This window comes from Niveispirillum lacus (assembly GCF_002251795.1).
In the GTDB taxonomy this organism is placed as follows: domain Bacteria; phylum Pseudomonadota; class Alphaproteobacteria; order Azospirillales; family Azospirillaceae; genus Niveispirillum; species Niveispirillum lacus.
Map to the genome: position 1 here is coordinate 69,166 of NZ_NOXU01000025.1, position 11,634 is coordinate 80,799.

Genomic DNA, 11,634 nt, shown 5'->3' on the forward strand with positions numbered 1-11,634 from the left:
TCATATGTATTTAGTCTGCTTTTTTCTTTAATCATTTATCCGTCTTAATCAAGTAAATCAGGCAAATTAGGGCAAAAATGATCGCATGGTCTAAAAAGAGAGCGATTTCAAAATTTTTGGGATTGTCTTTATATGTAATTTCAATGAGCGCAATTGCGGGACTGTTTATTATTGACTGTCCATTGAACTTATGCTTAGGGCACAAAATAAAGTATTTTATTTATGGAGCTTCTTTTTTGTGTCTTATCTTGGGAATTTATATTCATTTGAATTATTCGACCGTTAAAATTAACGATATTTTGGAATATTCATCAAGTATTTTTGGTTATGTCGATATTCATTATCGCTTCGGTGCCTACGGGATTCCGTGTAAAGAGGTCAGCCATGGAGTTGCCACCGCCCAAGTAAAACAGATAATCGGAACTGTAGACGATCTTATTTTGCACATTTCATCTGGAGAAATTGATAGAAATTTAAAAATAAGAGTACACTCACAGCTATCCACTCACAGAAGAATGACAAAATATGGTTTCAAGCCGGTTCGAGTCCATGTGATAAGGGTTTGTCTTTGTGTTATTTCTACTTTTGTATTAACAGTTTTTGTATGTTTATTTTTCAAGAGAAAGGCACCACAATTTCCAAAAAATTGGAAGTATGAATGGGTTGCTACAGCACATACGATCACAAATCGTACGAGTCATCGCGTACCTTAAGATAGAATGCGAATTTGCAAAATTTGCAATTCACACTGGGAACCTTCGCAAATCCACACCCATCTACGCCTTCTCCCGCTGCCGCATAATTTGCAAACTCCGTCCAAACTCCCATGAACCATTCGACGGGGCGGATTTCCCATGCAGGACGTGCTGGTACGGTTGGAAAATATGCGGGCCGGCGCCCGGCTGGGTGGTGGTGAGAAGCGCATTGCCGGACAACATGCCAAGGGCAAGCTGACGGCGCGGGAACGCATTGAGATCCTGCTGGACGAAGGCTCGTTCGAAGAATGGGACATGTTCGTCGAACATCGCTGCGCCGATTTCGGCATGCAGGACCAGAAGGTCCCCGGTGACGGTGTCGTCACTGGCCATGGCACCATCAATGGCCGTCTGGTTTTCGTCTTTTCCCAGGATTTCACCGTCTTCGGCGGGTCGCTGTCGGAGGCGCATGCCGAAAAGATCTGCAAGATCATGGATCAGGCGATGAAGGTGGGCGCCCCCGTCATCGGCCTGAATGACAGCGGCGGTGCCCGCATCCAGGAAGGGGTGGCATCCTTGGGCGGCTATGCCGAGGTGTTTCAGCGCAATGTGCTGGCCTCTGGTGTCGTCCCGCAGATTTCCCTGATCATGGGACCCTGCGCCGGTGGCGCCGTGTACAGCCCCGCCATGACCGACTTCATCTTCATGGTGAAGGACAGCTCCTACATGTTTGTCACCGGTCCCGACGTGGTAAAGACCGTGACGCATGAGGTGGTGACGGCGGAGGAACTGGGCGGGGCCGTGACCCATACGGCCAAGTCCGGTGTGGCCGATCTGGCCTTTGACAATGACGTGCAGGCGCTCTTGGAAACCCGCCGTCTGGTGGATTTCCTGCCCTTGTCCAACCGGGAAAAGCCGCCCTCGCGCCCCACGCCGGATGTCGCCGACCGGCCGGAAATGTCACTCGACACCCTGGTCCCGGCCAATCCCAACAAGCCCTACGATATGAAGGAACTGATTTCGAAGATCGTGGACGAGGGCGATTTCTTCGAGATTCAGCCGGACTACGCCCGGAACATCATCACCGGCTTTGGCCGCATGCAGGGGTCCACGGTGGGCTTCGTGGCCAATCAGCCCATGGTGCTGGCCGGCTGCCTCGACATTGACAGCTCGATCAAGGCCGCCCGTTTCGTGCGCTTCTGCGATGCTTTCAACATCCCCATCGTCACCCTGGTGGATGTCCCCGGCTTCCTGCCCGGCACATCCCAAGAATATAACGGCATCATCAAGCATGGCGCCAAGCTGCTGTTCGCCTATGCCGAGGCCACCGTGCCCAAGGTGACCCTGATCACCCGCAAGGCCTATGGCGGTGCCTATGACGTGATGGCGTCCAAGCATCTGCGCGGCGACGTCAACTATGCCTGGCCCACCGCCGAAATCGCGGTCATGGGACCCAAGGGGGCCGTGGAGATCATCTTCCGTGGTGATATCGGTGACCCGGCCAAGATCGAGGCGCGGACCGAGGAATATCGCCAGAAATTCGCCAATCCCTTTGTGGCGGCGGGTCGCGGCTATATTGACGACGTGATCATGCCCCACAATACCCGCCGCCGCCTGTGCAAGGCGCTGTCGATGCTGAAGAACAAGCAGCTCCAGAACCCCTGGAAGAAGCACGACAATTTGCCGCTCTGATCCGACGCGCCCGCACGAAGAGGCACCGTACAATGTTCAAGAAGATCCTCATCGCCAACCGTGGCGAAATCGCCTGCCGCGTCATCAAGACCGCCCGCCGCATGGGCATCAAGACGGTGGCCGTCTATTCCGACGCCGATGCTGGCGCGCTTCACGTTGAGATGGCGGATGAGGCGGTGCATATCGGCCCCGCCCCGTCCGCCCAATCCTACCTGATCGCCGACAAGATCATTGCCGCGTGCAAGCAGACAGGGGCGGAGGCCGTGCATCCCGGCTATGGCTTCCTGTCGGAGAAAGCGCCCTTCTGCGAAGCGCTGAAGCAGAACGGCATCGTCTTTATCGGCCCCGATGTGCATGCCATCGGCGCCATGGGCGACAAGATCGAGAGCAAGAAGCTGGCCAAGGCCGCCGGTGTCTCCACCGTGCCCGGCTATCTGGGCGTGATCAAGGATGATGAGGAAGCGGTCGCCATTGCCCGCGACATCGGCTACCCCGTCATGATCAAGGCGTCGGCCGGCGGCGGCGGCAAGGGCATGCGGGTGGCCTGGAACGATGCCGAAGCCCGCGACGGCTTTCGGTCGGCCACCAATGAGGCGCGCAGCAGCTTTGCCGATGACCGCGTCTTTATCGAAAAATACATCACCGAACCGCGCCATATCGAAATCCAGCTCCTGGCCGACAGCCACGGCAACGCCGTCTACCTGAACGAACGTGAATGCTCGATCCAGCGCCGCCACCAGAAGGTGATCGAGGAAGCGCCCAGCCCGTTCCTGGACGCCGCCACCCGCAAGGCCATGGGCGAACAGTCGGTCGCCCTGGCCAAGGCGGTTTAATACCGCAGCGCCGGGACCGTGGAATTCATCGTCGACAAGGACCGTAATTTCTACTTCCTGGAAATGAACACGCGGCTACAGGTCGAACATCCGGTGACCGAAATGATCACCGGCCTCGACCTTGTCGAACTGATGATCCGGGTCGCCGCCGGCGAACACCTGCCCATTACCCAGGCCGATGTCGGCATCCATGGCTGGTCGCTGGAAGCGCGCGTGTACGCGGAGGAGCCGACCCGTGGCTTCCTGCCCTCCACGGGCCGCGTCACCCGCTACCGCCCGCCGGTGGAAGGCAAGCGCGAGGATGGCTCCATCGTCCGCGTCGATACCGGCGTGTATGAGGGTGGCGAGATCAGCATGTATTACGATCCCATGATCGCCAAGCTGATCACCTGGGCGCCCACGCGCGATCAGGCGACTGACGCCATGGCCGATGCGCTGGACGGGTTCCAGATCCGCGGTGTGGGCCACAATATCTCCTTCCTGACCTCGCTGATGCAAAAGCAGCGGTTCCGCGACGGCCGCCTGACCACCAACTTCATCGCGGAGGAGTACCCGGACGGCTTCCACGGTCTGACGCCGGACCCCACCGTGCGTGACCGGCTGCTGGCGCTGGCCACCGTGCTGCACCACCGCCGCGCCAGCCGCGACGCCATGATCTCCGGCCAGGTGGCGGGCCACGCCTTCCACGTGGCCCAGGATTGGGTGGCGCGCGCCGACCGCCAGAACCACAAGGCCCACCTGTCCTTCGCCGGCGGCGCCGCCACCGTCACGCTCGACAGCGGCCCGCACACGGTCCTGGGCGATTGGGAAATCGGCCAAAGCCTGTGGCAGGGCACCGTCGCCGGTGTCGCCATGACGGTGCAGGTCGATATCAAGGGCACGTCGCTCGTCCTCACCCATGGCGGCTTTGCCTTCGTGGTCGATGTCCTGACCCCGCGCGCCGCCGAACTGGCCGACCTGATGCCGGTGAAACTGCCCCCCGACATGTCCAAATACCTGCTGTCGCCCATGCCGGGCCTGCTGGTCTCGGTGTCGGTCAAGGAAGGCGAGGCGGTGAAGGCCGGTCAGGAACTGGCCGTGGTGGAAGCCATGAAGATGGAAAACATCCTGCGGGCAGAGGCCGACGGCACGGTCAAAAAGGTCCACGCCGTCAAGGGCGCCAGTCTGGCCGTGGATGAGAAGATCATTGAGTTTGAGTGAGCAATGCGGTGTTGGATAGCTTCCACATCCCCTCCCGCCCAACGTGCCTTCCCCGCGAAAGCGGGGATCCAGGGGCACAAGCCCAACGCTTCAGTGCAACCGGCCCTTGGACCCCCGCTTTCGCGGGGGAAGCAAATAGAGTTCTAATCCGCGCCACGACCGGAGCCTTCCCATGACCACCCAGTTCCCCCCCAAGACCCTCGCCGACTGGGAAGCGCTTGCGACCAAGGACGCCGGTACGCGGTTGGAAGATTTGGCACGCGTGGCAGTTGGGAGCTTGCTTCTGAATTTCAGTTCCCGGCGAGGCGAAACATGACAATCCGGCACCCTATCATCCTCATAGTGCTTCCGGTTGTTTTTGTCGCGATAGCTGCGCTATCGAACATTATCGCTTATGTCTCGATATTTTTGCTGATCGACAGTTTTATGGGTCCGGAAATTATCAGAGACACAGCGCCATTGTCCGTAGCAAGTACAGTCGTAGCAAGTTTGCCTTTTGGTTATTTGACCGGTTGGCTTTTCCGCTACGCTGCTCCCAACAATGCCATTCTCTTAGCAGGCCTAACCTCACTGGCGATTCCGGCCGTAATTATTTCTGCGATATCGTACATAATTTCTTCGTGGGAAACAGTAGGATGGTCTCAGGAATTGTACATTGGCGATGAGTATTATATTAAAATTCACACGTTGAACGCGATTACTTACTGCCTTTCGACGACATCTGCACTTATGTTTGGTGCCCGTCGCAAGGCCCCACCGCCTCCTCCCACTGCCTCCCCCGGAGCCTTCCCATGACCACCCAGTTTCCGCCCAAGACCCTCGCCGATTGGGAAGCGCTCGCCGCCAAGGACGCCGGTGCCGACGCGTCTCTCTCCGACCTGACCCGCACCACCGCCGAGGGCCTGGCCGTCAAGCCGCTCTACACCGCCGAAGACCTCGCCAACCTAGAGACCACCGGCACCCTGCCCGGCTTCGCGCCCTTCGTGCGCGGCCCGCGCGCCACCATGTATGCGGTGAAGCCCTGGACCATCCGTCAGTATGCGGGTTTCTCCACGGCCGAAGAGAGCAACCGCTTCTACCGCGCCAACCTGGCCGCCGGCCAGATGGGCCTGTCGGTGGCCTTCGATCTGGCCACCCATCGCGGTTATGACAGCGACCATCCCCGCGTGGTCGGCGATGTCGGCAAGGCCGGTGTGGCCATCGACAGTGTGGAGGACATGAAAATCCTGTTCGACGGTATCCCGCTCGACAAGATGTCCGTCTCCATGACCATGAACGGCGCCGTCCTGCCCATCCTGGCCATGTATATCGTGGCCGGTGAGGAACAGGGTGTCGACACGGCCAAGCTCTCCGGCACCATTCAGAATGACATTCTGAAGGAGTTCATGGTCCGCAACACCTATATCTACCCGCCCGAACCCAGCATGCGGATCATCGCCGATATCATCGAGTACACGGCCCACCACATGCCCAAGTTCAACTCCATCTCCATTTCCGGCTACCATATGCAGGAGGCCGGGGCCACGGCGGTGCAGGAATTGGCCTTCACCCTGGCCGACGGTCTGGAATATGTCCGCGCCGCCCTCGCCAAGGGCCTGAATGTCGACAAGTTCGCCCCGCGCCTCAGCTTCTTCTTCGCCATCGGCATGGATTTCTTCATGGAGGTGGCAAAGCTGCGCGCCGCCCGCCTGCTTTGGGCCAAGCTGATGCAAAGGCATTTCGCGCCTAAGGACGCCCGCTCGCTCGCCCTGCGCACCCATTGCCAGACCTCGGGCGTCAGCTTAACCGAGCAGGACCCCTACAACAACGTCATCCGGACCACGATTGAGGCCATGGCCGCCATCATGGGCGGCACGCAAAGCCTGCACACCAATAGCTTTGACGAGGCCCTGGGCCTGCCCACGCCGTTTTCTGCCCGCATCGCCCGCAATACGCAGTTGATCATTGCCGAGGAAACCCGCATCCCCCATGTGGTCGACCCCCTGGGCGGCAGCTACTATGTCGAACATTTGACAGTGTCGCTGGCCGAAGCCGCTGAAAAGCTGATCAATCAGGTGGAGGAAATGGGCGGCATGACCAAGGCCGTGGAAAGCGGCCTGCCCAAGCTGATGATCGAGGAAGCCGCCGCAAGGCGTCAGGCCCGCATCGACCGGGGCGAGGAAGTCATCGTCGGCGTCAACAAATACCGCCCCCAGAACCCCGAGACCGTCGACGTCCTCGACATCGACAATACGGCGGTGCGGGAGGCCCAGGTCGCCCGCCTGAAACAGATCCGCGCTACCCGTGACGAATCCCGGGTCCGCGAAACCCTGGCCGCCTTGACCAAGGCGGCGGCCGAGAAATCCGGCAACCTGCTGGCCCTGGCCGTCAACGCCGCCCGTGCCCGCGCCACCGTTGGGGAGATTTCGGACGCCATGGAAGAGGTCTTCACAAGGCATCGCGCCACCATCCGCTCCGTCTCCGGCGTCTATGGTGCCGCTTACGAGGGCGATGCCGGCTTCGCGCAGATCCAGAAGGACGTGGCCAGCTTTGCCGAGGCGGAGGGCCGCCGGCCCCGCATGCTGGTGGTGAAGATGGGCCAGGACGGCCATGACCGCGGTGCCAAGGTCATCGCCACCGCCTTCGCCGATATCGGCTTCGACGTCGATGTCGGCGCCCTGTTCCAAACCCCGGAGGAAGCCGCCCGCCAGGCCATCGAAAACGACGTCCACGTCGTCGGCGTCTCCAGCCTCGCCGCCGGCCACAAGACCCTGGTCCCACAACTGGCCGCCGCCCTGAAGGAACAGGGTGCCGGCGACATCCTCATCGTCTGCGGCGGCGTCATCCCGCCCCAGGATTACGAGTTCCTGCTGAACGCCGGCGCATCGGCCATCTACGGACCGGGGACCAACATCCCCAAGGCGGCGGCGGAGATTATGGAGATGATTAGGGGGAAGCGGGGGGCGTGAGGGGGCGCTTCCCGACGCTCAACTGATATAAGCGAGGATAAGTGCCGCCAGCCTATCCTCGCTCCCACCAAAACTCTCGATCATGGCGGATAAAACCTCGGCGGGGTCCAGCACGCCGTCATTCACCGCATAGCCCGCGTTGGCAGCCAGTAGCGTCAAAAAGGTTAGCTGTGTGCGCCCGTTCCCTTCACGAAACGGATGCACAGCATTGATTTCCGCCAGAAAATGCGCCGTACAGCGCGCAAACTCTGCAGGAGGAAGTTCCGCAACCACATCGGGATCGCCATATTCCCGGAAAGCACGCGCCAAATTGCCCTGGATATATTCCGGGTAACAAAACCAGTTCCCCGCCTTGCCCACGCGGATAGAGCGGATTTCCCCCGCCCATTCATACACGTCCTGAAACAGATGGCGGTGGATGCTCAGATAGTGCGCGACGTCGAGTTTACCGGCAGGAAGCGGCTCATCAGCCCGAATAAGGAAAAGGGCCAGTTCCGCCTCGTCCAGGGTTTCCTGATCCGTAATGTCCAACAGGTTGCGCAGGACTGTCGTGCCCGGCACCCACAACGGATCATCGGCCGCGCTATACAGCAATGGCGCTACTTCCGGCGCAGCGTTTCCAGAACCATCGCCCGGCGTTCATCCCCGGATAGTCCCTGCGCCGCCCCTTGCCGCAACGTTGCCGCCATCCGGCCCGACAGCGCCAAGCCCTCAACCGCACTGATCTTCTCCCCCCGCGCGCTGGTGAGGACAAACTGGCCGGTCCTGGCCGCCCGGCGGAGGTCGGTGCGATGTGCTTTCATGATGGTAATCTATCATGGTTGCGGGGTGACCGCCATACCATCTACCTTCACGATACTCCGTCTCGTCATCCCGGCGAACGCCGGGACCCAGGGGCCAAAGGCCCTACCTGTCGGCAGGTGTTTAGTAGCCCCTTCGGTGCCCCCTGAGAAATTGCCGCATTTCCTGGATTTCGCGTAAGTTAGGCGAATATGGAAAGGCCAAGCCCATTACAACCATGATACCGGCACTCGAGTTCAGCCGGAGCTTCAGCCATTACCACATAGTGGCATAACGCGACATACAGAATATCAACTTATGGATCTCATAATAAAGATAGCTGCTGACCTGACGCTATATACAGCTCCCTCTTAGTTGTTGCACTCCTAAAAACTCTATATGCAGAAGCTCTTTCTTGTTTTGAGAAAAACTCATCAACAGTCTTTATAGCTTCCTCTATACCGAGAACAGCCTCATCATAGATCTCCAAATTTCGGCGATCCCTCTCACATATCAAACTCATTTGGTACAGCACATGATATAGACCTTCCGTAAGCCAATGCTCTGAGAATTTAGCCAAATTCGATTCACGTAATGATAACAGCGCATCATTGCGTCGACGCTCAATTTCTTCGACCAGCTTGTGCGCAGTCAGGACTCTATTGGCTGATATTGAATCATCGAATATCAGGTCATAAAGTTCGCCAAATATTTGATTCGATGCAGTTTTTGCTTTATCTGGCATACGAAGATAGTAGGCCAACATAGATTTTCCGACTTTAAGACTGTCAATAATTTTTGACTTCTGCCGACCCAAGTGCTGATAACGCTTACGCTCATAAAAATACCCCATTTCGTTGAGAGCGGATTCCAATTTTAACTGAATAATATCATTTGAACGAATATCCCTACTTCTGATCGGAGTCTGGCTATTTGTTGCCTCCGCGATTTTCGACGTTATTTCTCTATCTGAAGTTTGAATTATCTTAACTAAAATTTTTACATCCTTAAGTTTTTCTGAATCTCCAGTAGCCGCTTTAAAAAGCGTATAAGACGTCTGTCCGCCATTAACAATTTGAAGATTCTTCATGCGAATTGGCGCATCTAAAAGCTTCGGAATATATGTAAAGCTATCAGATACTATTGTTATTCCGTTATTTAAATACCAGAATTCAAAATTATTTCTCGCAGTAGCACTCTCCAGTATTTTAGAATTTACGGAGTTATTTTCTCCAAGATGCTCTCTAATGTTCTCGTAGAATATATTTTTATTTATATGATGCTTATAATCTTTATCAGTTATAAGTTCGATTATGTCAATCGCTCTCGCCGTTATTGTCAGGCCACGCAGATAGCCGTTGGAATGCTCAATGCACTGGTCGCCAAACATCTTTAAATTACCATCAACTATCACACGGCTTTTCCCTACTATTTCGTCAGAAATACTCTCCAGATGATGTTCGCGTAATTCAATTACCTTGAATTTTTTGATCCAATTGAAGAAAAGACTGCGAGCCCCAGAATCCAAAGGGCTCATATTCGAGCACAAGTGTATAATAAAATATACGTCAGATTTCTCGATGATATCCCATATATTACTTATCTTATCGAACAGAATTGGATTACAAGATTTTTTAATAGACTCATCTTTTGATAATATATTCTCAAAAATGCATCTTATTTTGTCGGTTTCATTAAGCGGAAAATTACTTTTCACCTTTTCAAATTTTGAAGTGTACTTGAAACTAAATAAATGTATAGTAGTTCCATCGCTGTTTTCCTCAAAATGAATGGCGTCAATGCCATGATCGTTTGATCCATCAGTTATAAGAGACGGTATCTCGTCAATATCTATATCTAGAATCAAGTCCAAGCAGAGGTACGAGAATGCGTCTTGATCTTTTGACAAACCCAACGATTCTTTGATTAATTTTATTCTGCGTTCTACTTGATTCCAATTTAATATTGTGGCCATTTTCCCCTCCAGCACTAGAATTTAAATATGTTTAATCAAAAATCATTATCCCATTCACCCCAACACCTCCCTCAAACCCCACGGGCAAACCTCCGGAAACCGCCCCCGCGCCAACCCTGTTTCCGCCACCGCCATCAACACCGCCTTGCGATAGGCCACTCCCAACGCCAAATCCAGCCCCGCCCGCAGGCTGGGATTGTCGGTCAGAAGGTCGGCGATGTTGTCGCGTTGGACGGCGATGGTGCCCTCCCAACAGGCACCGCGCCGTTCGGGCTGGTAATCCCATTTCAACAGGTGCAGCAACAGGAGGGTCAGACGGCTGATCAACTCCCGCTTTTCACTGCGTCCTATGCTGTCGATTTCCTCAGCAAGATGGGCAATGTCGATTTCCGACAGTTTGCCGGCGCGCAGCAGCGCCGCCTGTTTCTGCGTCCAGGCGTAGAAGTCCTTTTCATAAAGGTCATACAGGCTGCCATCCATGGCATCGCCCTCCGCCGGTCCCGCGCCCCATAATGTGGCGCGAAAAACCCGCCCCGTCCACCCCTACCCGAAATCAGACAGGTCCCGCCGCGCCTGCGCCCTGACCAACACCTCCTCCACATCAAACAGTGCCCGCCCGCCGCTCTCCTTGCCCTCGTTCCAGGCTTGGCGCAGGCAGGCCAGTTCGTCCTGGCGCTGGGCGCGTTTAAGCTGCCAGTCGCGCACGGCCTCGCGCACAATCTCGCTGGTGGTGGCGTAATCGCCGGTCGCGACCGCGTCGCGCATGGCGGAAAGCTGATCGCCCGTCACGGCGACGCTGATCTTCTGGATGTCCGGCATGGGGCCAGGGTCCATTGGTGGCAACAGGTAGCAAAGAGGACGCCTATCACCCCATCCCGTCCACCCCTACCCCACCACCCTGATCGCCGCCGCCCCGCGCCGCAGGCGCAGCACGAAGCGCACATTCAGGACCAGCACCGCCACCGTCAGCCCGCCCAACGCCAGCAGCATCCAGGGCACCATATCCGCCCGGTCCTCGTCCTGCGCGCCCATCACAATCACCCCGGCCAGCGGGATCAGCGCACCCCAGAGGTGCATCATTTCCAGCGCGATCAGCCCGCCCGGCTGCGGTGTCATCAGGTGCAGGGGCCGGTCCATGGGCACATGGTTGCTGGCCATGGCCAACACCAGATGATAGCCGATACTGAGAATCAGGCAGACGCCGATCATCACCGCCACGCCCGCCACCGGCCCGACCAGCAGCCAGAGCGGAACCAGCGCCAATAGCAGCAGGACCGACAGCGCCACCAGGGCCAATGCCGCGCGCGGCAACCGCTCCACCCATTCCGGCTTCACCTGCGCCAACCGCGGCCACGCATCCACGAGCATGCGGATCGGGCCGGGCCGCACCGCCTCCCCGGTCAGCAGCACATTGTGCGAATGATAGATGTTCCCCTGATCATCACGGTACAGCGGCACGCGATCCCTCCGGTTCCCTGATCGTCCCCATCCGCCACCACTCTATCCCATTT

General features: G+C 56.9%; 9 protein-coding genes and 1 pseudogene. 4 read left to right on the forward strand and 6 right to left on the reverse strand.

Annotation, left to right across the window (positions count from 1 at the left end):
* Positions 1 to 77 precede the first annotated feature (77 nt).
* The 4 genes and pseudogenes from CHU95_RS22070 (at position 78) to scpA (ending at position 7,368) form a co-directional block, all read left to right on the forward strand.
* Positions 78 to 713, forward strand: a complete 636-nt coding sequence (locus CHU95_RS22070; RefSeq protein WP_133065468.1) for a hypothetical protein — start codon at positions 78 to 80, stop codon at positions 711 to 713.
* 141 nt (positions 714 to 854) lie between these two features.
* Positions 855 to 2,387, forward strand: coding sequence for an acyl-CoA carboxylase subunit beta (locus CHU95_RS07400; RefSeq protein ID WP_094455279.1), 1,533 nt, complete (start codon positions 855 to 857; stop codon positions 2,385 to 2,387).
* A gap of 32 nt (positions 2,388 to 2,419) precedes the next feature.
* Positions 2,420 to 4,420: pseudogene (locus CHU95_RS07405) on the forward strand (acetyl-CoA carboxylase biotin carboxylase subunit).
* A gap of 791 nt (positions 4,421 to 5,211) precedes the next feature.
* Positions 5,212 to 7,368: a methylmalonyl-CoA mutase gene (scpA, locus tag CHU95_RS07410; RefSeq protein WP_094455281.1), complete on the forward strand. Its 2,157-nt coding sequence runs from the start codon at positions 5,212 to 5,214 to the stop codon at positions 7,366 to 7,368.
* Positions 7,369 to 7,386: 18 nt separating this feature from the next.
* Here scpA and CHU95_RS07415 read toward each other — a convergent pair whose 3' ends face one another.
* From CHU95_RS07415 to CHU95_RS07440, 6 genes are all read right to left on the reverse strand, one after another.
* A complete protein-coding gene (locus CHU95_RS07415) occupies positions 7,387 to 7,899 on the reverse strand; it encodes a Fic/DOC family protein (RefSeq protein ID WP_207762411.1) in 513 nt (170 codons plus the stop codon).
* 68 nt (positions 7,900 to 7,967) lie between these two features.
* Positions 7,968 to 8,171: a hypothetical protein gene (locus CHU95_RS07420; protein ID WP_094455285.1), complete on the reverse strand. Its 204-nt coding sequence runs from the start codon at positions 8,169 to 8,171 to the stop codon at positions 7,968 to 7,970.
* Between the two features lie 302 nt (positions 8,172 to 8,473).
* Positions 8,474 to 10,123, reverse strand: a complete 1,650-nt coding sequence (locus CHU95_RS07425; protein ID WP_133065469.1) for an AIPR family protein — start codon at positions 10,121 to 10,123, stop codon at positions 8,474 to 8,476.
* 54 nt (positions 10,124 to 10,177) lie between these two features.
* Entirely contained in the window at positions 10,178 to 10,603 is a 426-nt protein-coding gene (locus tag CHU95_RS07430) for a DUF29 domain-containing protein (protein WP_094455289.1), read from the reverse strand.
* Between the two features lie 63 nt (positions 10,604 to 10,666).
* Positions 10,667 to 10,942, reverse strand: a complete 276-nt coding sequence (locus CHU95_RS07435; RefSeq protein ID WP_094455467.1) for a ribbon-helix-helix domain-containing protein — start codon at positions 10,940 to 10,942, stop codon at positions 10,667 to 10,669.
* 66 nt (positions 10,943 to 11,008) lie between these two features.
* On the reverse strand, positions 11,009 to 11,581 hold the full coding sequence (locus CHU95_RS07440; protein WP_094455291.1) for a hypothetical protein: 573 nt from the start codon (positions 11,579 to 11,581) through the stop codon (positions 11,009 to 11,011).
* Positions 11,582 to 11,634 lie beyond the last annotated feature (53 nt).

Bases quoted from the DNA above. Each gene is read 5' to 3' on its own strand.
- CHU95_RS07400 (WP_094455279.1), top strand. From the start codon at position 855: ATGCAGGACGTGCTGGTACGGTTGGAAAATATGCGGGCCGGCGCCCGG.
- CHU95_RS22070 (WP_133065468.1), top strand. From the start codon at position 78: ATGATCGCATGGTCTAAAAAGAGAGCGATTTCAAAATTTTTGGGATTG.
- CHU95_RS07425 (WP_133065469.1), bottom strand. From the start codon at position 10,123: ATGGCCACAATATTAAATTGGAATCAAGTAGAACGCAGAATAAAATTA.
- CHU95_RS07430 (WP_094455289.1), bottom strand. From the start codon at position 10,603: ATGGATGGCAGCCTGTATGACCTTTATGAAAAGGACTTCTACGCCTGG.
- scpA (WP_094455281.1), top strand. From the start codon at position 5,212: ATGACCACCCAGTTTCCGCCCAAGACCCTCGCCGATTGGGAAGCGCTC.
- CHU95_RS07420 (WP_094455285.1), bottom strand. From the start codon at position 8,171: ATGAAAGCACATCGCACCGACCTCCGCCGGGCGGCCAGGACCGGCCAG.
- CHU95_RS07435 (WP_094455467.1), bottom strand. From the start codon at position 10,942: ATGCCGGACATCCAGAAGATCAGCGTCGCCGTGACGGGCGATCAGCTT.